Source organism: Microbacterium sp. Leaf151, from assembly GCF_001424225.1.
GTDB lineage: Bacteria > Actinomycetota > Actinomycetes > Actinomycetales > Microbacteriaceae > Microbacterium.
Window position 1 is genome coordinate 160,283 of record NZ_LMOR01000003.1, and the last position, 20,554, is coordinate 180,836.

A 20,554-nucleotide genomic window follows, 5' to 3' on the forward strand; every position below is an offset into this window, starting at 1 on the left:
CAGTTCGGATCGACGTTCAGGTTCGTGATGCGTGCCGTCGCGATGAGCCGTTCGGCGTCGTCGCGGACGGCGACGTCGTACGTCGCCGCACGGCGTCCACGATGCCCGGGCCTTGCCACAGCGTGGATGCGACCCCTCGCGCGCGACACGATTGCTGATCGTTCGGTCGATGAAGGCTCAGTGGTCCGCGCGGCGTTCAAGGTGTGCGCAGGCCGTCGAGGGCGATGCGCACGACGTCGGCACCGAGGCGTCCGCCGTCGACACCGCCGCCGGGGCGGTACCACTCCACGACGGAGTTGATCATGCCGAACAGCAGGCGCGCGGCGACCGCCGCGTCGACGTCGTCTCGCACACTGCCCTCAGCCTGCGCTGCGGCGACGAGGGCGGTGACCCTGTGGTCGAAGACGCGCCGCCGTTCGAGCGCCGCCTGCTCGACGGGGCTGTTCCCGCGCACCCGCAGCAGCAGCGTCACCGCGGGCAGCTGTGCGACCAGCACGTCGGTCGTACCGACGAGCACGAAGCGCAGGCGGTCGGTGGCCGCCCCCGCGGACGCGCGGGGATCGTCGAAGACCGCGTCGAGACCCCCCAGGGCCGCCTCCAGAGCCACCGACAGGAGCTCCTCCTTCGAGGAGAAGTGGTGGTAGAGCGCCGATTTGGCGAGCCCCAGACGTCGGGCGAGGTCGGACACGCTCGTGGCGTCGTAACCCTGTTCGTTGAACACCCGCACGGCGACGGCGAGGATGCCCTCGCGGTCGTAGCCCGGACGCCCGCGCCGCGCGGGGGAGTCGGCGGGGGTAGTGGCGGGGTTCGCGGCGGTCACGATGTCAGTGTGTCACTCCAGCAGGGCGGGAGAGTCGGTACGCAGGAGCGCGCGCGCCGCGTTGCCGATGACCGCGCTGTAGGTGGGATAGGCGAAGCGCACACCGGCGAGGGTGGCGACGTCGATGCCCGCGGCCATCGCCGTCGTGACCGACTGGATGACCTCGACGGCGTTCTCGCCCACCGCGTGCGCTCCAAGGACGAGCTCGCGGCGACGATCGGCGATGAGCGTGAGGAAGCCGCTCTCGCGGTCGTCGATCACGGCACGGTCGAGGTCGGCGAACCGTACCGTCGCGACGACGCACGAGGGGTCGCGGTCGCGCGCCTGCTCTTCGGTGAGCCCGACGCCGGCGTAGTCGGGGTCGGTGAACCCGCCGGCGGGGAGAAGATGGTGCGGGGTGCGTCGGTTCGCGCCGAGCACCGCATTCTCGGCTGCTGCCTCGCCCTCGAACTGCGCCGCCTGCACGAGCATGTCGCGACCATTGGCGTCGCCCACCGCGAGGATGTGCGGCACGATCGTCCGGAAGTAGCGGTCGACGGGGATCGCCGATTGTTCCACCTCTATGCCCGCGCGCTCGAGACCGAGGTCTTCGACATCTGCGGGCCATCCCGTGGCCATGATGACCACGTCGACATCGACGGCGTGCGCCTCGTCGCTCTCTCGCCAGGTCAGGCGGATCGCGCCGTCGCGCTCGTCGAGGCGCTCGACCGTGTCGATCCCCGTGTGCACGGCGACGCCGTGCGCGACGAACGACTCGGCGATGGCGGCGGAGATCCGGGCGTCGGATGCCATGAGCACGCGCGGCGCGACGTCGAGAAGCGTGACCTCGGCGCCGAACGAACGGAACACCGTGACCAGCTGTGCTCCGGTGTTGCCCGCGCCGATCACGGCGACGCGGCGGGGGAGCTCGGTCAGGGACAGCACGTCCTCCGGGACGGTCGCGAGCTCGGCCCCGGGAATCGGGAGGCGTCGGGAGTGCCCGCCGACGCACACGAGGATCGACTCCGCGCGCACCCGGCGGCCACTGTCGAGCGCCAGGGTGTGGTCGTCGACGAAGCGCGCGCGACCCTCGTGGATCAGGTCGATGCCCGCCTCGGCGAAGCGCTCCACCTCGCGCTTGATGGAGCGCACGGCATCCACTCGTTCGTGCACGCGGGACACCACCGCCGACCAGTCCACCCGAGGCTCGTCGACGACGATGCCGTAGTCGTCAGCCGAGCGGGTCTCGCGCATGAGCCGTGCGGCCTTGGCCAGAACGCGAGTGGGGACGCAGCCGGTGTTGACGCACGTACCGCCGACGCGGCCGGCTTCGAGGACGACGACGGACGCCCCGAGCTCCGCCGCGCGGAGGGCCGCAGCCGTTCCGGCCGGACCGGCGCCGATCACGGCGATGTCGTAGCTGTCGGCGGGCTCGCTCACGGTGGTCCTCCTGGCTGGTCGGTGACCCCAGTCAAGCCCGCACCGGCGAGGCGGCTGCGGGGGTTGCGCCGCGGGTCAGAACCCCTCGTAGATGTCGGTCGCGGTCAGCCCCGTACCGCCGAGAGCGTGCACCCCGGGCGCGGGATGCAGCTCGAACGTCTCACCGTCGTGCAGGAGCACGGCGGTGTAGTCGCCGCGGGTGTCGAGCTTGAGCTCGTATCGACCCGTGTCGATCAGTCGCAGGGTCACCACCGCACCGCTGCGGGCCAAGAAGCTGACCTCCTTCTCGTGGGCGGTCGGCAGCGGAATGGCCGGCTGATCGTCGTCAGGAGTCATCTGTGATCGCGCCACGAGTGCTGCGGGTCGTAGCCGAGCAGACGCCGCGCCTTGTCGATCGACAGCAGCGTCGTGTTCTCGCCCACTTCGCCCCGGGTCTCGACGCCCGGGAAGATCTCGGCGACCAGTTCGGCGTTCGGACGGGTCATGACCGTGTCGGCGGCCGCGATGATGAATGTGTCGAAGCCGGTCGGTGCGGTCTCGAGGGCGCGCTGGATCGACTGCGCGCCGTCGCGCGCGTCGATGTAGCCCCACAGATTCCACTTGCGCGTGCGCGCGTCGGCGTCGAAGGGGAACTCCGCGTAGTCGGCGGGGACCATGACGTTCGAGAACCGGAGCGCCGTGATCGAGAGGTCGGGATGCCACCTCACCAGCTCGGTCGCGAGTCGCTCTTCGAGTGTCTTCACGAGCGAGTAGACCGACTCGGGGCGAGGAGCGTACTGTTCGTCGACCGGGATGTAGGGCGGCGGGACGTCGAACGGCAGCCCCAGCACCGTCTCGCTGGAGGCGTAGACGATCTTGCGGATGCCGAGCCGCACGGCAGCCCAGAACACGTTGAACGTGCCCGTCATGTTGTTGTGGAACGTGGCGATGTCGGAGCGGATGCCGGGCGCGGGGATCGCCCCGAGGTGAACCACGGCGTCGAAGCCGGTGTGCTGGTCGTTCACCCCGGCGAGGGCGTCGATCACCTGGCCGTAGTCCGTGAGCTCGACCTGAACGAATCCGGGGCCGCGTTCGCCGTGGATGTCGAGGCCGATGACGTCGTGGCCGGCGGCCCGCAGTTCGCGGGCGACGACGGTGCCGAGCTTGCCGGAAGAGCCGGTGAGGGCGATGCGCATGGAGATCCTTCAGGTCGGGATGGTGTCGAAGATAGCGTCGAGCACCGACACCGGGCGGCGGGTTGACGTCGAACGGCCCGCGAGGTCTCGCTCGCGGGCCGGAGACCCTCAGGGTCGCGGGTCAGTGAACCCGCGCCTCTTCCGCGTCGTCCTCGTCGTCGCCGGGGATGAACACGTCGACCACCGTCACGTTGACCTCCACGACCTTCATGCCCACGATGTCGGTGATCGCCTTCTCAACGGCCGAGCGCACGTTCGCGGCGACGCGCTGGATGCGCTCGGGGTAGTCGACCTGGATGGCGATGTCGGCGGCGACTTCGGTCTCGCCCACCTCGACGCTGACGCCCTGGGCGTAGTCCTTGGCGCCGACGGCCTGACGGATGTTGCCGATGACGCGGGCGGCGCCGCCGCCGAGGGCGTGCACGCCGGGCACTTCGGCTGCGGCGATGCCAGCGACCTTGGCGACCACGGGGTCGACGATGACGGTCTTGCCGCCGTTGCTGCGGGCGTCGCGGGGGAGGGAGGCGTTCTGTGCCATGAGGAACATCCTTTCGTCAAGATCCCGGGCCATATCGACCGTGGGGGTGTTCGCTGAGTGGACGGAACCGATTCGTGAAACGTCACGGATCGAGACTGAGAAATTTCTGACAGGAACCGCGATGCCCTCTTTGTCCTCCGCCACCGACGCGTTCCTCGCGTCGCGGGCGGCCGACGGCGACCAGCTCGCCTTCGGCGTGCTGGTGCGACGGCACGCGCCTTTCCTCGTCGCCTTCGCAACGCGGTTGACGGGCTCGCGCGCCGACGCCGATGACTGCGTGCAGGAAGCCCTCATCACGGCCTGGCGTCGTCTTCCCGATCTCACCGATCCCGAGAAGGTGCGCAGCTGGCTCACCACGATCGTGTCGCGCAAGGTCACCGACCGGATGCGCTCGCGCAAGATCTCGGAGCAGATCGACGAGCAGATGGTGTCGGCCAAGGACGACCCCGAGCGCTCCGTTGTGGCATCTTCACAGATGGAGGCGCTGAAGAAGGTGCTCGCCGACCTGCCCGAGGAACTGCGGGTCGTGTGGGTGCTGCGCGAGGTCGGCGGCCACAGCTACGACGAGATCGCCGTCGAGGTCGGTGAGACCGCGGCGACGGTGCGAGGCCGCCTCGCCCGCGCCCGTAAGACCGTGTTGGAACGCATGCAGGAGTGGAGGTGACCGGAATGAGCGAGCACAGCGAAGAAATCGGAGGTTCGGGGTACTCCCTCGAAGACCTCTCGGCCTATCTCGATCGTGGGCGCACCCCCCGTATCCCCGCCATCGAGCGCAACGCCGAGTGCCAGGCGATCCTGGCATCCATGGAGCGGATGGGTCGCCTGTCCCGCGAGATCGTGGAGGAGCAGGCGGCCGAGCCTCTCGCCGAGTCCTGGTACGACAGCATCATGCGGCAGGTGATGCGGGAGTTCCGCGCCGGCCGCGACATCCCGCTCGCCCGCACCGACGACGGTACGGAGATCGTCGTCACCGAGGGAGCGATCTACGAACTCATCCGCACCGTCGGCGACGGCGTCGAGGGCGTGCTGGTCGGCCGCGTGCGCCTGAATCAGCCGGAGCCCGGGGCCCCGCTCGAGGTGCGCGTCACCGTGAGCGTGCGCTTCGGTCGCGCGATGGCAGTGGCGGTCGAAGAGATGCGCACCGGCATCCGCACGGCGATCGAGCACCACGGCGACCTGAAGGTGGGCCGCGTCGACGTCACCGTGGGCGACGTGCACACGGACGAGGGGGAAGACGAATGACCGCGATCACCGCCGCAGAGTTGGCCCCGCGTATCGACCTCGCCGTGACTGCGGTCGAGGGGGTGCGAGAGACGTATTCCGCCCGTCCCGTGGTGGCCCGCGCGTTCGAGCACGTCGCCGAGGTGGAGGGTTCGCTCGCGTCCGTCGAAGAGGCGGCCGGAGCCCGCGCGATCACCGTGTGCATCGGGGTGTCGCAGACCGACGACGCGGCGAGCGTCGCCACCGCCGTCGCCGCCGCCGCGCGGGGCGCGGGTGTCGACGACGTGCCGTCTCGCGTGCGGGTGCGCGTGGCGCGTCTGGTGGTCCCCGCCTCCTGAGTCGTTTCACGGACTGGGGGGTCGGCGGCGGCTTACGCTGGGAGCACCGCTCGTTCCCTCCCGGAGGCCGAATGCCCACGCCCGTCATCGCCGTCACCGGATCCACCGGCGCCGTGGGAGGTCGCGTCGCCCGCGACCTCGCCGCCCGCGGCATCCCTCAACGCCTTCTCGTGCGCGATGCATCGCGCGCCCCCTCCCTCGAGGGCGCGGAGGTGCGGGTGGCCCGGTACTCCGACGGGGATGCCGCCCGCGCGGCCCTGCAGGGGGTCGAGACGCTCTTCATGGTCTCGGCGTCGGAGACCGCCGACCGGGTGGAGCACCACCGCACCTTCGTGGACGCGGCCGCTGCCGCCGGCGTCCGTTCGATCGTCTACACGTCGTTCCTCGCGGCAGCCCCGGACGCCGTCTTCACGCTCGGCCGCGATCACGCCGCGACGGAGGACGTCATCCGCACCTCGGGGATGACCTGGACGTTCCTGCGCGACAACTTCTACATGGACATGATGGAGCTCTTCGCCGGCGACGACGGCGTCATCCGGGGTCCGGCCGCCCACGGGCGGTGCTCGCTCGTCTCCCGCTCCGACGTGGCGGCCACCGCGGTGTCGGTGCTCCTCGATCCCGCCGACCACGCCGACATCTCGTACGACCTCACGGGTCCCGAGGCGCTGACGCTGGCGGAGGTGGCCGAGAAGATCTCCGCGGTGCGAGGTCACCCCGTGCGGTTCGTCGACGAGAGCCTCGACGAGGCCTACGCGTCGCGTGCGGCGTACGGCGCCCCGCGCTGGCAGGTCGACGCGTGGGTCAGCACCTACACGGCGATCGCGAGCGGTGACCTCGCCGCCGTCTCCGACGATGTCGAACGGGTGACCGGTCGCGCGGCCCAGAGCTTCGACGAGTTCCTCGGTGCCGTGTCGTGACGCCGGAGCAGTCGCGGTATGCTGGCGGCGTGCTGACCTGTCGCTGTTGTCGCTGAACGCTCTCCGCGTTCTTTCGACGACCCCGTCAGCCGCGCCCTCCGGCGCATTCATCCTCAGGAATCCATCGTGCGTTACGCCCACAGCGTCGCCGACCTCGTCGGCAATACCCCCCTCGTCCGTCTGACGCGCGTGACCGATGGCATCGCCGCCACCGTGCTCGCGAAGATCGAGTACTTCAACCCCGGCGGGTCGGCGAAAGACCGCATCGCCGCCAACATCGTGGATGCCGCCGAGCGCGACGGCCTGCTGCGTCCGAGCGGCGTGATCGTCGAGCCCACCAGCGGCAACACCGGGGTCGGTTTGGCGCTCATCGCCCAGCAGCGCGGGTATCGCTGCGTCTTCGTTGTGCCCGACAAGGTCGCCGAAGACAAGCGTGCCGTCCTCCGGGCCTACGGCGCCGAGGTCGTGGTGACGCCGACGAACGTCGAGCCCGACGACCCGAACTCGTACTACAGCGTCTCCGACCGTCTCGTCCGCGAGATCCCGGGCGCCTTCAAACCCAACCAGTACGCCAACCCGAATGGTCCGCGCAGTCACTACGAGACCACCGGTCCCGAGATCTGGCGTGATACGGAGGGCGAGATCACCCACTTCGTCGCCGGCGTCGGCACGGGAGGCACGATCACCGGCACCGGTCGCTACCTGCGCGAGGTCGCGGGGGATCGCGTGCGCATCGTGGGCGCCGACCCGGTGGGCTCGATCTACTCGGGCGACGAGATCCACGGCTATGACGTCGAGGGTGTCGGCGAGGACTTCTGGCCGCCGGCCTTCGACCCCTCGCTCGTCGACGGGTACGAGCGCGTATCCGACGCCGAGTCGTTCGCGATGACGCGGCGCCTCGCACGCGAGGAGGGGCTGCTCGTGGGCGGTTCCAGCGGCATGGCCGTCGTCGCCGCCCTCCGCGTCGCCCGCGATCTCCCCGCCGACGCGGTGGTGGTCGTGGTGCTGCCCGACCACGGCCGCGGTTACCTCAGCAAGATCTTCGACGATGACTGGATGATCGGGCGGGGCTACGACGTTGCACCGGTGGCATCCGTCATTCCTCCGAGCACCCAGGAGCACTCTTCATGAGCACCCACGACGCCGCCCGCGGTTTCGACAGCCTCGCCGTCCACGCGGGCCAGACCCCCGACGAGACGACCGGTGCGGTCATCCCGCCGCTCCACGTGTCCACCACCTACGCGCAGGACGGCATCGGCGGCCTCCGCGGCGGCTACGAGTATGGCCGCAGCGGAAACCCCACGCGCACCGCGCTGGAGTCGCAGATCGCCGCACTCGAAGGGGCCGTCCGCGCCCTGTCGTTCGCCTCCGGCCTGGCCGGCGAAGACGCGCTGCTGCGCGCGGCGCTCGTCCCCGGCGACGAGGTGCTGATGGGCAACGACGTCTACGGCGGCACCTACCGCCTGCTCGCCCGCGTGCTGGGCCCGTGGGGCATCACGCTGCGCGTGGTCGACATGAGCGACTTGGATGCCGTGGCCGCCTCCATCGAGGAGCGCGCTCCGAAGATGGTCTGGGTCGAGACGCCCAGCAACCCGATGCTGCGTATCACCGACATCGCCGGTCTCGCCCGCCTGGGGCACGCGGTCGGCGCGATCGTCGTCGTGGACAACACCTTCGCCTCGCCGGCGTTGCAGCGTCCCATCGCGCTGGGCGCCGATGTCGTGGTGCACTCGGCAACGAAGTACCTGGGCGGCCACAGTGACGTCGTCGGCGGCGCGCTCGCCTTCGCCGACGCCGACCTCGCCGAGAAGACGCAATTCCTGCAGTTCGCCGCGGGAGCGGTGTCGGGGCCGTTCGACGCCTACCTCACCACGCGCGGGATCAAGACGCTCGGCATCCGCATGCAGCGTCACAGCTCGAACGCGCACGCCGTTGCCGAGCACCTGGCCGGCCACGATCGGGTCGCGACGGTGTACTACCCGGGCCTCCCCGCGCACCCGGGCCACAAGCTCGCGGCGACACAGATGAGCGGCTTCGGCGGCATCGTCTCGCTCGCCCTGGCCGACGGCGCGACCGCCCGTCGTTTCGCGGAGTCGACGCGTCTGTTCACCCTCGCGGAGTCCCTGGGCGGTGTGGAGTCGCTCGTGAACTACCCGGATGCCATGACCCACGCGTCCGTGCGCGGCACCGAGCTCGCGGTGCCCGACACCATCGTGCGTCTGTCGGTGGGCATCGAGTCCGTCGACGACCTCATCGCCGACGTGGATCGGGCGCTCGCGTCGCTCTGAGCCCACCCTGCCCGGGCGTTCGGTCACTGGCGTCGGTCGCCGGCGTCGGTTGCCGGCGTAGGTGATCCGGCGCGGGCGGCCGGGGTCCCGGCATCCAGGCATGAACGCGATCCGCGCGCATAAACACGGGGAGGGCGTGTTTATGCGTGCATATGGCGTTTATGGGTGTGTTGCGGGCTTGGGCCCTCGTTGATGGGGCGCGCGGCGCGGGTATCGCGGCGGCGGTGTCGGATTGCGGCATCCACGCATAAACGCGATCCGCGTCTATAAACACGGCGGGAGCGCGTTTATCGGCGTGAATCGCGTTTATGGTGCGGCGCGGCGCGGGTCAGGCGCCGGGCGCGGGTCAGGCGCCGGGCGCGGGTCAGACCCACGCTCGGCGCGTCGCGGACCAGCGCGGACCGGCGCGGACCGGCGCGGGTCGGGCCCGGCCGTCGCGGCCCGACGTCAGCGCTCGGCGCGAGCCAGGTTCCGCGTCAGCTCGTCGGCGTTCTGACGTACGACGTAGGCCGGCTGATCGCGCTCGACGCGCCAGCTCTCGCTGAGCGGACCGACGTTGACGGTGTCGAAGCCGAACTCGTCGTAGACACGGGTGACGAGGGCGACGGCCTCGTCGGAGTCGCTGGAAGTGGCGAGTGCGCGACGGTTCTCGTTGCCGGCGGGGGAGCCGTCGGTGAGGATGTCAGCGGCCTTGATGTGGTTGAACGCCTTCACCACGTGCGACTGCGGCAGGTGGTCCTGAAGCATCTGCGAAGTGGTCGTCTTCTTCTCATCGAGTTCGGCGATCTGTCCGTCGCGCTCGAAGTAGTAGTTGTTGGTGTCGAGCACGGCCTTGCCGGCGAGCGGGGCGACGGGCACCTCGGCGATCGCCCTCAGCGGCACGGTGACGACGACGATGTCGCTGGCTTCTGCGGCATCCTGGGCCGTTGCCGCGCGGGCGTTGTCGCCGATCGACGACACGAGGTCGGTGAGCGTCTCGGGCCCTCGGGAGTTGGCGATCACGACGTCGTAGCCGTTCTTCGCGAAGCCCTTCGCGAGCGCCGAGCCGATGTGTCCTGCTCCGATGATTCCTACGGTTGTCATGCTGGACTGCAACGGCACCCGCGGGGGACGCATTCCCGCCTCCGAACGAAAAACTAGCGGCATAAGTATTTAGCACTCCGAGCTACCGTGGTCAACCGGTCGATCGGCGGGGGTGGCGCGATTATCGTCATCTTGTCGCACCCTCACGCGAGTGGTCGCCGGCCGGTGTTCGGGTCACCGTCCAGCTTGACCTGTGAGGGCGACGGCCCCCGGTGGACGCGGCTTCGGACCACCGGGGGCCGCTTTCCTTTCCGGGGCGGCACGTTCCCCGGCGGGTGTCGTTTCGTCGCGCACCGCGCGAGTGGAAGACTGGTTGGTCGGTGGCGCTTCGCCGCCGTGGACCGTCTTGCGAAGGAACCCCGAGCCCGTGACCCCCGACACCCGCCCCGTCCGCTCCACCCGGTTCTACGCCGTCTGCATCGGCGTGGGTCTCCTGGCCGGACTCCTGTCCGGGCTCTTCGGCGTGGGCGGCGGCACCGTCATCGTGCCCCTGCTCGTGCTCCTGCTCGGTTTCGACCAGCGGCTCGCCGCGGGAACCTCTCTCGCGGCCATCGTGCCCACGGCATCCGTCGGCGTGATCTCGTACGCGGTACACGGGTCGGTGGCGTGGCTTCCCGCCCTCATCCTGGCCGCCGGTGCCGTGGTCGGCGCGCAGATCGGCACCTGGCTGCTCCCGAAGCTGTCGCAGACCGCGTTGCGGTGGTCGTTCGTGGCGTTCCTCGCCATCGTCATCGTCAGCCTCTACTTCGTCGTGCCCTCGCGTGACGCCGAGCTCGTCCTGACCTGGGTCACCGGACCGCTGCTCGGGGTGCTCGGTGTGATCACCGGCATCCTGGCCGGCCTCCTCGGCGTCGGCGGCGGCATCATCGTCGTGCCCGCGCTCATGCTGCTCTTCGGCACCAGCGACCTCATCGCCAAGGGCACCTCGCTGCTGATGATGATCCCCGCGGCCGTTTCGGGGACCGTCGGCAACCTGCGCCGATCCAACGTCGACCTGCGAGCGGCGGCGTTCGTCGGTCTCGCTGCCTGTACGACGACTGCGTTGGGCGCCTTTATCGCCACGCTCGTCGATCCGCTCGTCGGCAACATCCTCTTCTCGGTGTTCCTGGCATTCATCGCCGTGCAGATGGGGATCAAGGCCGTCCGCGGTCGCCATCAGCGCTGAGAGGGCGACCGGTCGCGTCGATAGACTGACTCGATGCCCGTGAATCCCGAACTGGTCGGTCGCGCCTTCCCGCCGACCGCGCCGTATCTGGTCGGTCGAGAGAAAGTGCGCGAGTTCGCGCGCGCCGTCTTCGCCGACGCCCCGCAGCACGTCGACCCCGAAGCGGCTCGCGCACTCGGCTATGCCGACGTCGTCGCCCCGCCGACGTTCGCCGTCGTCATGCAGGACATCACGCTGCAGCAGATGCTCGCCTACCCGGAATCCGGCATCGAGCTGTCGCGCGTCGTGCACGCCGAGCAGCGTTTCCGTTACTCGCGGCCGATCGTCGCCGGAGACGAACTGGTCGCCACGCTGACGGTCGCCGGCGTCCGAGCGATGCGGGGCAGCTCCATGGTCACGATGGAGGCCGAGGTCGTGGATGCCGACGGCGCCCACGTCGTGACCACCACCAGCATTCTTCTCGTGGGGGACTCCGACGCATGAGCGATTTCACCGTGGGCCAGATCATCGCCGAACGCTCCGTGCACCTCACGCGCGAGTCGCTCGTGCGGTACGCGGGCGCATCGAACGACTTCAACCCCATCCACTACAACGACGACGTGGCCGCGGCGGTCGGCCTGCCGGGCGTGCTCGCGCACGGCATGCTCACGATGGGGATCGCCGTCGGGATCGTCTCCGACGCCCTGGGGGACCCCGGCCTGATGGCCGAGTGCGGCGTGAAGTTCACGCGTCCCGTGATCGTGGACGCCATGACCGGCGCCGACATCCACGTGCGCGCCGAGGTCGGTGCCATCGACGACGAGACGGCGCGCGTCGACCTCACCGTCCGGTTCGCCGACACCTCCGTGCTCGGCAAGGCGCAGGTACGGGTGCGGGTGAGCTGATGCCCGAGGTCGCCCCGATCCCGCTGTCGCGACTGACGACCCTGCGCACCGGAGGGAAGCCCGCCCGCCTGGTCGACGCGCACTCCACCGACGAGCTGGTCGCCGCCCTTCGCGAGGTGTGGGCCGACGGCGAGCCCTGGTTGGTGCTCGGCGGCGGGTCCAACATCTTCGTGGACGACGAGCCCTTCGACGGCACCGTCATCCGGGTGCGGTCGACCGGCATCGAGGAACTGCCCGGGTCGCATGACGCCGCCGTGCGCCTTCGGGTGCAGGCCGGCCACGACTGGGATGCGCTCGTCGCCGAGACTGTCGCGCGCGGGTTCGCCGGCATCGAGGCCATGTCGGGGATCCCCGGTACGGTCGGTGCGGCGCCGGTGCAGAACATCGGCGCGTACGGGCAAGAGATCGTGCAGACCCTCGTCGAGGTGGAGCTGATCGATGAGGCGAACGGCGAGGTGTCGGTCGTTCCCGCCTCCGAGCTCGGACTCGGGTTCCGCACCTCCGTCCTCAAGCAGCACTACGGCTCCACGCCCCGGCGCACCGCCGTCATCCTCTCGGCGACGCTCGAGCTCGCGCGCGTCGGCGACGGGGAGCGTCCGATCGCGGGCGAACAGCTGCGCTCCGCCCTGGGACTGGATGCCCCCGACACGGTGTCGCTGCGCTGGATCCGCGACCACGTCCTCGCCACCCGTTCGCGCAAGGGAATGGTCCTCGACGACGAAGACCCCGACACCTGGAGTGCCGGCTCCTTCTTCCAGAACGCCATCGTTTCCGAGGCGTTCGCCCGGACACTCCCCGCGGCGTGCCCGAAGTGGCCCCTGTCGCCGGAGCTCGACGCGGTCAGGGTGATCCCGCTGGCCGCGTTCGACGGCATCCTTCCGCCTCCCCCCGTCGAACAGCGCGAGGTGAAGGTGAGCGCGGCCTGGCTGATCGAGAACGCCGGGCTCTCGCGCGGTTTCCGTTTCCCGCGCTCGCGCGCCGGCCTGTCGACCAAGCACACGCTCGCGCTGACCAACCGCGGCGAGGCCACAGCTGCGGAGATCGCCGAACTCGCCCGCTTCGTGCAGAGCCGGGTGGCGTCGGAGTTCGGCCTGGTGCTGCAGCCCGAGCCGGTGCTGGTGGGCGTCGAGCTGTAGCCCCGCCGGCTGCCCCGGCCGGTGACGGATGGAGGGCCGGGGACGTGCGGAGGACGGACCGCGTCATGCGGTCCTCCGCTGATCCCCGGCCCTCCGCTCGTCACGTGGCCCCGCTAGCGACAGACTCGCCCGCCCCCGCATCTCGACCGCCTCGGCCGCCCGCGCGGCTACGGCCTCAGGCCCCCGGCGCGGGACCCTGAGGCCGGCGGCACGGGCTCAGGCGAACAGACGCTGGAGGCGCTGCACGCCCTCGAGCAGCTGCTCGTCGCCCAGGGCGTACGACAGCCGCAGGTACCCGCTGGGGCCGAAGGCCTCGCCGGGGACGACGGCGACCTCGGCCTGCTCGAGGATGAGATCGGCCAGCTCGAGGGAAGACGTGGGGGTCACGCCGCCCCACGTTCGGTTCAGCAGCCCCTGCACGTCGGGGTACACGTAGAACGCGCCGAGGGGGTTAGGGACCTCGACGCCGTCGATCTTCGACAGTTCCGACACGATCAGGCGGCGGCGGCGGTCGAACGCCTCACGGAACTGCTCGACCTCGCCCTGGGGCCCGTTCAGGGCTGCGGCGGCGGCGCGCTGGGCGACGTTGTTGACGTTGCTCGACAGGTGCGACTGCAGGTTGGCGGCGAGCTTCATGGCATCCGCCGGTCCCACCATCCAGCCCACGCGCCATCCGGTCATGGCGTAGGTCTTGGCGACGCCGTTGAGCAGGATCGTCTGCTCGGCGAGTTCGGGAACGGCCTCGACGATCGAGACGGCGCGGACGCCCTCGTAGGTGAGGTTCTGGTAGATCTCGTCGGTGATGACCCAGATGCCGTGCTCGAGGGCCCAGCGGCCGATCTCGGCGGTCTCCTCGGCGGTGTACACCGAGCCGGTCGGGTTCGACGGCGAGACGAACACGAGCACGGTCGTCTTGTCGGTGCGGGCGGCCTCGAGCTGGGCCACGGTGACCTTGTAATCCTGGTCGGCGCCGGCGAACACCTCGACCGGGGTCCCGTCGGCCAACGCGATGGCCTCGGGGTATGTCGTCCAGTACGGAGCCGGCAGCAGCACCTCGTCGCCGGGGTTCACGACGGTCTGGAACGCCTGGTACACCGCCTGCTTGCCGCCGTTGGTCACGATGACCTGCGACGGGGTCACCTCGAGGCCCGAGTCGCGGAGCGTCTTGGCCGCGATCGCCTCGCGCAGCACCGGGAGACCCGCGGCGGGGGTGTAGCGGTAATTCGCCGGGTTCTGCAATGCGTCGGCTGCGGCATCCACGATGAACGAAGGGGTCGCGAAATCGGGCTCTCCGGCCGCATAGGAGATCACCGGACGGCCGGCGGCCTGGAGGGCCTTGGCCTTGGCGTCGACCTTGAGGGTCGCGGACTCGGCGATGGCGGACAGCTTGCGGGAGAGAGGAGCACGGGAAGTCACGGACCCGAGCCTAGTGTTCCGATCCCGGCGCGCCGAGGGTCAGATCGCCGATCCCACCCACAGCAGGAAGGGCGGAAGGAGCATCAGGATGCCGACCACCACCGCCACGATCGACATCGCCCGGGGGCCGCGGCGTCTCACCCCCACCACGACGCCGATCACCGCGATCACCACCACCAGGGCGCCGTCGAGAACGAGGAGGGGCAGGAGCACGATCCCGAGCCACCAGATGCCGTTCATCTCGGGGATCAGGCCGATCAGGACCACCGCCAGTGTCGGCAACACCACGAGGCTCGCGAGGCACACCGCGACGATGCCGAGAACGTCGATGCCGCGCCGGGGCGACGGGGGAGGCAGGGGCGTCATGCCGTCACGCTAGCGCGCCACCGGCGCGACACACGGGTCGGTTACCGTGAGCGGGTGACAGCGCTCACCAGGCCCCTCCGCTCCCGACGCCGTGGACTCGGCTCGCTCGCCCGGCTCGGAGCTGCGACCGCACTCGTCGGCGTCGGTGCGGGTCTCGCCGTGCTGCTGCTGGTCTGGATCGTCCACAGCCTGGAGCACCTCGTGTGGGGTCACGCGGAGGGGCCGTTCCTCGACGGCGTCGCCTTTCCCGACCCCTGGTGGCTTCCGATAGCGACGGTGGGCGGGGCCGGCGCCGTCGTCGCCGTGGGGTGGTATCTGCTCCGCCGGTTCGGTCGACGTCTCGCCACGGTCGAGCAGGGCGTAGACGGGGCGCGGATGCCCTGGTGGGAGACACTCGCGGACACCGTCCTGCAGGTGGCGTCGGTGGCGATGGGAGCATCGATCGGCAAGGAGGTCGCGCCGCGCGAACTGTCGGCGATGGCGGGGTCGAAGATCGTGCGGTGGTTCCGCCTCGACGCCCGATGGTCCCGCATCCTGATCGCCGCAGCCGCCGGGGCCGGTCTCGCCGCCGTCTACAACGTGCCCCTCGGCGGTGCCCTCTTCGCCATCGAGATCCTGCTCGCGCAGTTCAGCGTCGGCGCTGCGGTGGTCGCGCTCGCCGCCAGCTCGATCGCGACGCTCGTCGCGCGGCCGCTCGTCGGCGACGGATCGCTGTACTCCGTGGCATCCGTCGAGGTGAACGCCTCGCTGATCGTCGCCGCGATCCTCATCGGGCCGCTGATGGGATGGGGGGCGTCGAGCTTCTCCGGCGTGACCAGGACGCTCGCCCGGTTCCGTCCCGCGGGGTGGCGGCTGCTCGTCGCCCTGCCCGTCGCGTTCGCGGCGGTCGGAGCGCTCGGCGCGGTCTTCCCTCTCGTCCTCGGCAACGGTCGCGCGTTGGCGGCGGCAGGCTTCGATTTCTCCCAGCCCGCGATCCTGCTCGTCGCGCTCGCCGTGATGAAGTACGTCGCGACGTCCGTCTCGCTCGGTGCCGGGGCGATCGGCGGCACGTTGCAGCCGTCGGTCGCGATCGGCGCGGCACTGGGCGCGGCCGCGGCCGCCGGTTGGGCGTTCGTGTGGCCGGGAGCCGACGGCACGGCGTTCGCGATCGTGGCGGCCGCCGCCTTCCTGGCATCCACGATGCGTGCGCCCTTCACCGCGATCGCGCTCGTCATCGAGTTCACCGACACCGGGTTCACCCTGTTGGTGCCGATCTTCCTCGCCGTCGCGGGCTCGCTCGCGGCCTCGCGCCTGACCTCGTGCGAGAGCCTGCGGCGCTTCGCGCCGATGGATCCGGCGCGGGCGTAGCGTTCGCCGGCCACATCGGCGTGCCCGTGCATATCGGCGTGCCCGTGCATATCGGCGGGGCCGGCCACATCGGCGTGCCCGTGCATATCGGCGGGGCCGTGCATATCGGCGGGGCCGTGCATATCGGCGGGCCTTTCTTCGACGCGCCGGTTCGCGACGCCCGAGAGCGGGGTGTCGGTGAATTCGCCCGCCGTTGTGCGCGGGTCAGCCCGCGGGGTTCTCGTGCGGCCGCCTGGTGCGCCGGGAACAGGGTCGGCGGCGTCAACGGAAGCGGTGCCGGCCGCGGTCGACGTGGGCGAGGATGGCGAGCTCGACCGTCGGCCAATCGTGCACGACGAGGGCGTAGTCGAACCGCAGAGTGATGAAACCCCACGCGGCTGCATGAGCGTCCCGTTGCAGATCCCGGTGTCGATCCGCCGGCGCGTCGTGGTGCGCCGCGCCGTCCACCTCGACGATGAGTGCATCCCCGATGAGCAGGTCGACGCGGCCCACCGACACGATCCCGACCTGCGTCCGCACCGGAAGGTTCAATCGACGCAGCCGCCATCGCACGAGGGACTCGAGCCCGCTGTCGGCGTCGGATCGGGCGAACGTCATCGCGTCTCTCCCCGCCTCGTTGAGGTGATCTCGCAGCCACGCCCATGCGGTGGGAGTCAGCCGGCCCTGACGCAGCGCCGACTCCACCGCCACGAAGAACTCCTCGACGCCGCGGCACCGCAGGATCTGCCGGAGCACGCGTGCGATGGAGGGAATCGTGAAGGGGGAGTCGACGACGGCGTCATCTCGGTGGACAGCGCAGTCGCAGTCGTCGTGGGCGTGGTCGTGCCCGCCACGACGGAGCCAGACGTGTGACTGCTCACCGGGGGTCAGGACCCATAGCCCGAGATGCCGTGCCGCCGTCACGCACGCCACGGCTCCCCCGTGTCGCGCCGCGACGACGACCGGGTCGCAGGCGCCGCTGTCGGCGTACACCCCGCGTCGCAGGTGCACGAGGGAGCCCGCTGCCGTCGCCGCGCCGATGTCCCGACGCGACAACCCCGCCCCGCGAAGGCCGGCGAAGGTCCGGATGCCATGACCGCTCTCGCACATGCCTCCACGATGGCCGCTGCCCCGTCGCTCCCGGGCTGGGGCGCGGGGATCTGTGGATGGCCGCCGCGTGGGGAGGAGTCGAGCGGTGCAGACGGCATCCCGAGCACAACGGCGGGCCCTTTCGTCGACACGCCGGAGCGGGACCCCGACCACTCGGCGTGCCGGAAAACCCCCCGCCGTTGTGCACCCACGAGGAGGCCGTGCGGCGGAGACGGTGGGTGGGGTTGCCGGGGGAATCGGGGCACAACGGCGGGCCCTCTCGTCGACACGCCGGACCGGGATGCCGGCGACTCGGCGTGTCGGAGAACTCCCCGCCGTTGTGCACTGGCCCGACGCTGACCCGGGGGGGGGGGGGGGGGGGGCCCCCCCCGACGACAGGTCGCGCTCGGCGACGCGCTCGGCCTGGGCGATGCGGGCGCGCACGGTGTGGCGGTGGATACCGAGGGCGTGCGCCGTCGCCTCGTGCGAGCAGTCGTTCGCGAGCCAGGCGTCGAGCGTGTCGACGAGCGCGGAGCCCTGTTCGGCGTCGTGAAGGTGGAGCGGTGCGAGGCTCCCCGCGGCGACCGTCCGCGCCGCTTCCGAGCCGAGGGCGGCGATGAGTCCGGCGCGGGCGGTGTCGGCGAAGTCGGCGATACCGGGCGTCGAGACCCGATCCCGCGCGGTGCGCGCCTGGGTGAGGGCGCGTGAGAACCCGTCGTATCCCGTCGCGGCCGAGCACCCGATCACCGTCTCGAACCGATCGGCGATGTCGGCGAGCAACTCGCGTGCGCCCGCCGGCACCACGATGACCAGGCCGTCGTCGCCCCGGCCGAAGAACATCTCGCCGCGGTGCTCCTGTCCGCGGTGCTCCAGCCATTCTGTGAGCGCGGTGGAGCGGGCGGATGCCGCGGGGGTGAGGGCGACGATGACGGGAGCGGCGGGCAGGGGGCCGAAGAGGTCACGCGCAGCGCGGCGCGCGAGCGCGGGGTCGTCGCCGATCAGCGACTGGACGAGGCCCGCGCGGAACATGCTGACCGCGCGACCGAGACCGTCCTGCTGCTCCAGCGCGAGCGCGGCCATCGCCACCACCGCGGTCACGACGCTGCGTGCTTCGTGATCGAGGTCGGAGGCTTCGATCGCGAGGGCGCCGCGGAGGTGGCCGCCGCGACCGAGCGTCTGCACGGTCACCGACGTGTCCCCGACCCGGATCGCGCCGGCGGCCCGCGTTCCCCGACGCAGCATCGCTGTCACCTCGGCCGCGACGGCATCCACTGCCGCCGGCGCCAGGGTGCCCACGGGGTGGGCGTCGCGGAGGGCCCCCGCGGCATCGAACAGCCCCACCCAGCAACCGAGCTGGCGAGACAGCTCGGCGAGGGTGGCCGAGAGGCCGTCGGGGCGCAGGGCGGCGAGCGACACGGCCCGCTGCGCCGCGAGCGACCAGCTGCGGCGGGCGTAGGCGTCGGCGGCGATGGCCTCGGCGCCCGCGCGTGCCACCGCGATGAACGGCGTGCGGTACGGCACCTCGAACATGGGCATCCCGGCTGCCACGCACGCCTGGGTCAGGGCCGGGGGGATCCCGTCTCGAACGACTTCCGTGCCGAACCCCAGCGCGCGCACGCCGCGGGCGACGAGCCGTCCCACGTACGCGACGTAGTCCGCGGTGACCGCGCCGGCGAACTGCGTGCCGGTGGTCAGCAGCACCAGCCCCTCGCTGAGGAAGGGGGTCGGGTCGGCGAGATCGCTGGAATGCACCCAGCGCACGGGTCGGTCCAAGCTGCCGGGGGTGAGGTCGTGCTCGTCGACGACGAGGCGCAGGTGCAGGTCGCGCCGTGCGAGCAGCGCGCGCAGGTTCGGCGGAGTGGCGGCGGTGTCGACCATGCTTCCTCCTGTACGAGACGTATACGACGGTGCGAGCGACTGTACAACCAGGAGAGTGCGGGGCGCGTCGCGCCGTCCGTAGCATCGCCGCCATGAGCCTCGACACCCTCCCCACCGTCGGCGGTCCGTCCCTCGCCCAGGAGCGCCGCCTCGTCACCGCCATTCCCGGCCCCCGTTCGCAGGAACTGCTCGACCGCAAGGCCGCGGCCGTGGCATCCGGTGTCGGACACACCGTCCCCATCCACGCGGTCGCCGCGGGTGGCGGAGTCGTGGTCGACGCCGACGGCAACTCGCTCATCGACCTCGGCTCGGGCATCGCCGTCACCAGCGTCGGCAACGCCCACCCCTCCGTCGTCGCCGCCGTGCAGGAGCAGGTCGCCGCCTTCACCCACACGTGCTTCATGATCTCGCCGTACGACTCCTACGTCGCCGTCGCCGAGGCCCTGAACCGCCTCACGCCCGGCGATCACGCCAAGAAGAGCGCGCTGTTCAACAGCGGCGCCGAGGCGGTCGAGAACGCCGTCAAGATCGCCCGGAAGTTCACGGGGCGCCAGGCCGTCGTCGCGTTCGACCACGCGTACCACGGCCGCACCAACCTCACGATGGCGCTCACGGCCAAGAACATGCCGTACAAGAGCGGCTTCGGGCCCTTCGCGGCCGAGGTCTACCGCGCTCCGCTGTCGTACCCGTACCGCGACGGACTGTCGGGCCCCGAGGCCGCCGCCAAGGCGATCTCGCTCATCGAGAAGCAGGTCGGTGCCGAGAACCTCGCCGCCGTCATCATCGAGCCCATCCAGGGCGAGGGCGGCTTCATCGTGCCCGCCGACGGGTTCCTGAACGCGATCGTGGACTGGTGCCGCGACAACGGCGTGGTCTTCATCGCCGACGAGGTGCAGTCCGGCTTCGCCCGCACGGGAGCGATGTTCGCCAGCGAGCACTTCGGCATCGTCCCCGACCTGGTCACCACCGCCAAGGGCATCGCCGCGGGTCTCCCGCTGGCGGCCGTGACGGGACGAGCCGAGATCATGGATGCCACCCACACGGGCGGCCTCGGCGGAACTTACGGCGGTAACCCGGTCGCGTGCGCCGCGGCTCTGGCGTCCATCGATGCGTTCGAGAACGAGGGGCTCATCGAGCGCGCGCAGCAGATCGGCGAGATGCTGAAGGACCGTCTCCACGCCCTCCAGGCGAACGACCCCCGTATCGGCGACGTGCGCGGTCACGGCGCGATGATCGCCGCCGAGTTCGTCGACCCCACCACCGGCGCCCCCGACGCCGCCCTCACCGCCGCCGTCGCGAAGGCGTCGATCGCGGAGGGCGTCATCGTCCTCACCTGCGGCACCTACGGCAACGTCATCCGGTTCCTACCCCCGCTGTCGATCGGTGACGAGCTGCTGCACGAGGGGCTCGACGTCGTGGCGGCAGCCCTCGCCCGCAACTGACGACCGTCCCGGCGGCGGACTCCACCGCCGTCGGGGCGAGGGCTCCCGCCGAA

The 20,554-nt window shown here is 70.9% G+C and carries 21 protein-coding genes; 12 read left to right on the forward strand and 9 right to left on the reverse strand.

Going from position 1 to position 20,554, the window contains the following annotated elements; genetic code table 11:
• Nucleotides 1-196: 196 nt before the first annotated feature.
• The 5 genes from ASF76_RS08315 to ASF76_RS08335 form a co-directional block, all read right to left on the reverse strand.
• Nucleotides 197-820, reverse strand: coding sequence for a TetR/AcrR family transcriptional regulator (locus tag ASF76_RS08315; RefSeq protein ID WP_055955965.1), 624 nt, complete (start codon nt 818-820; stop codon nt 197-199).
• Between the two features lie 12 nt (nt 821-832).
• Complete coding sequence (locus ASF76_RS08320) at nt 833-2,239, reverse strand: dihydrolipoyl dehydrogenase family protein (RefSeq protein WP_055955968.1); 1,407 nt, start codon at nt 2,237-2,239, stop codon at nt 833-835.
• Between the two features lie 75 nt (nt 2,240-2,314).
• Nucleotides 2,315-2,575 carry a hypothetical protein gene (locus ASF76_RS08325; RefSeq protein WP_055955971.1) on the reverse strand — a complete coding sequence of 87 codons (261 nt, stop codon included), beginning with the start codon at nt 2,573-2,575 and terminating at the stop codon, nt 2,315-2,317.
• The gene (locus ASF76_RS08330; RefSeq protein WP_055955974.1) at nt 2,572-3,414 is read right to left on the reverse strand and encodes an NAD-dependent epimerase/dehydratase family protein; all 843 of its coding nucleotides are present in this window, start codon (nt 3,412-3,414) and stop codon (nt 2,572-2,574) included. The genes ASF76_RS08325 and ASF76_RS08330 overlap by 4 nt, the downstream gene beginning before the upstream one ends.
• Before the next feature lie 121 nt (nt 3,415-3,535).
• Complete coding sequence (locus ASF76_RS08335) at nt 3,536-3,952, reverse strand: Asp23/Gls24 family envelope stress response protein (RefSeq protein WP_055957136.1); 417 nt, start codon at nt 3,950-3,952, stop codon at nt 3,536-3,538.
• Between the two features lie 121 nt (nt 3,953-4,073).
• On the opposite strand from ASF76_RS08335, the gene ASF76_RS08340 reads away from it, so the two are divergent.
• The 6 genes from ASF76_RS08340 to ASF76_RS08365 all read left to right on the forward strand — a co-directional run bounded on the left by ASF76_RS08340 (nt 4,074) and on the right by ASF76_RS08365 (nt 8,716).
• Entirely contained in the window at nt 4,074-4,616 is a 543-nt protein-coding gene (locus ASF76_RS08340; RefSeq protein ID WP_055955977.1) for an RNA polymerase sigma factor, read from the forward strand.
• A 5-nt stretch (nt 4,617-4,621) separates the two neighbouring features.
• Nucleotides 4,622-5,194, forward strand: a complete 573-nt coding sequence (locus tag ASF76_RS08345; RefSeq protein ID WP_156459194.1) for an Asp23/Gls24 family envelope stress response protein — start codon at nt 4,622-4,624, stop codon at nt 5,192-5,194.
• Nucleotides 5,191-5,511 carry a hypothetical protein gene (locus tag ASF76_RS08350; RefSeq protein WP_055955983.1) on the forward strand — a complete coding sequence of 107 codons (321 nt, stop codon included), beginning with the start codon at nt 5,191-5,193 and terminating at the stop codon, nt 5,509-5,511. The genes ASF76_RS08345 and ASF76_RS08350 overlap by 4 nt, the downstream gene beginning before the upstream one ends.
• Before the next feature lie 71 nt (nt 5,512-5,582).
• Complete coding sequence (locus tag ASF76_RS08355; RefSeq protein ID WP_055955985.1) at nt 5,583-6,428, forward strand: SDR family oxidoreductase; 846 nt, start codon at nt 5,583-5,585, stop codon at nt 6,426-6,428.
• A 126-nt stretch (nt 6,429-6,554) separates the two neighbouring features.
• A complete protein-coding gene (locus ASF76_RS08360; protein WP_055955988.1) occupies nt 6,555-7,559 on the forward strand; it encodes a pyridoxal-phosphate dependent enzyme in 1,005 nt (334 codons plus the stop codon).
• On the forward strand, nt 7,556-8,716 hold the full coding sequence (locus tag ASF76_RS08365; RefSeq protein ID WP_055955991.1) for a cystathionine gamma-synthase: 1,161 nt from the start codon (nt 7,556-7,558) through the stop codon (nt 8,714-8,716). Before ASF76_RS08360 ends, ASF76_RS08365 begins: the two co-directional genes overlap by 4 nt.
• Before the next feature lie 447 nt (nt 8,717-9,163).
• Here ASF76_RS08365 and ASF76_RS08370 read toward each other — a convergent pair whose 3' ends face one another.
• Nucleotides 9,164-9,799, reverse strand: a complete 636-nt coding sequence (locus ASF76_RS08370) for an NADPH-dependent F420 reductase (protein WP_055957139.1) — start codon at nt 9,797-9,799, stop codon at nt 9,164-9,166.
• Nucleotides 9,800-10,166: 367 nt separating this feature from the next.
• Here ASF76_RS08370 and ASF76_RS08375 point away from each other — a divergent pair, with 367 nt between their 5' ends.
• Genes ASF76_RS08375 through ASF76_RS08390 form a run of 4 tightly spaced genes read left to right on the forward strand, consistent with a single transcriptional unit; the run spans nt 10,167 to nt 12,984 of the window.
• The gene (locus ASF76_RS08375; protein WP_055955994.1) at nt 10,167-10,964 is read left to right on the forward strand and encodes a sulfite exporter TauE/SafE family protein; all 798 of its coding nucleotides are present in this window, start codon (nt 10,167-10,169) and stop codon (nt 10,962-10,964) included.
• 33 nt (nt 10,965-10,997) lie between these two features.
• Entirely contained in the window at nt 10,998-11,447 is a 450-nt protein-coding gene (locus ASF76_RS08380; RefSeq protein ID WP_055955997.1) for an FAS1-like dehydratase domain-containing protein, read from the forward strand.
• Entirely contained in the window at nt 11,444-11,848 is a 405-nt protein-coding gene (locus ASF76_RS08385; RefSeq protein WP_055956000.1) for a MaoC/PaaZ C-terminal domain-containing protein, read from the forward strand. The genes ASF76_RS08380 and ASF76_RS08385 overlap by 4 nt, the downstream gene beginning before the upstream one ends.
• The gene (locus ASF76_RS08390; RefSeq protein ID WP_055956003.1) at nt 11,848-12,984 is read left to right on the forward strand and encodes a UDP-N-acetylmuramate dehydrogenase; all 1,137 of its coding nucleotides are present in this window, start codon (nt 11,848-11,850) and stop codon (nt 12,982-12,984) included. The genes ASF76_RS08385 and ASF76_RS08390 overlap by 1 nt, the downstream gene beginning before the upstream one ends.
• Nucleotides 12,985-13,200: 216 nt before the next feature.
• Here ASF76_RS08390 and ASF76_RS08395 read toward each other — a convergent pair whose 3' ends face one another.
• Nucleotides 13,201-14,400, reverse strand: a complete 1,200-nt coding sequence (locus ASF76_RS08395) for a pyridoxal phosphate-dependent aminotransferase (protein WP_055956006.1) — start codon at nt 14,398-14,400, stop codon at nt 13,201-13,203.
• A gap of 39 nt (nt 14,401-14,439) precedes the next feature.
• Nucleotides 14,440-14,766: a hypothetical protein gene (locus tag ASF76_RS08400; protein ID WP_055956010.1), complete on the reverse strand. Its 327-nt coding sequence runs from the start codon at nt 14,764-14,766 to the stop codon at nt 14,440-14,442.
• Between the two features lie 54 nt (nt 14,767-14,820).
• On the opposite strand from ASF76_RS08400, the gene ASF76_RS08405 reads away from it, so the two are divergent.
• Nucleotides 14,821-16,113 carry a chloride channel protein gene (locus ASF76_RS08405; protein ID WP_055956013.1) on the forward strand — a complete coding sequence of 431 codons (1,293 nt, stop codon included), beginning with the start codon at nt 14,821-14,823 and terminating at the stop codon, nt 16,111-16,113.
• A gap of 261 nt (nt 16,114-16,374) precedes the next feature.
• Here the strand turns inward: ASF76_RS08405 and ASF76_RS17445 are convergent, their stop codons facing one another.
• Entirely contained in the window at nt 16,375-19,059 is a 2,685-nt protein-coding gene (locus ASF76_RS17445) for a PucR family transcriptional regulator ligand-binding domain-containing protein (RefSeq protein WP_235561267.1), read from the reverse strand.
• Nucleotides 19,060-19,151: 92 nt separating this feature from the next.
• On the opposite strand from ASF76_RS17445, the gene gabT reads away from it, so the two are divergent.
• Nucleotides 19,152-20,501 (forward strand): 4-aminobutyrate--2-oxoglutarate transaminase, encoded by a 1,350-nt coding sequence (gabT, locus tag ASF76_RS08415; RefSeq protein ID WP_156459195.1) that lies wholly within the window; start codon nt 19,152-19,154, stop codon nt 20,499-20,501.
• Nucleotides 20,502-20,554 lie beyond the last annotated feature (53 nt).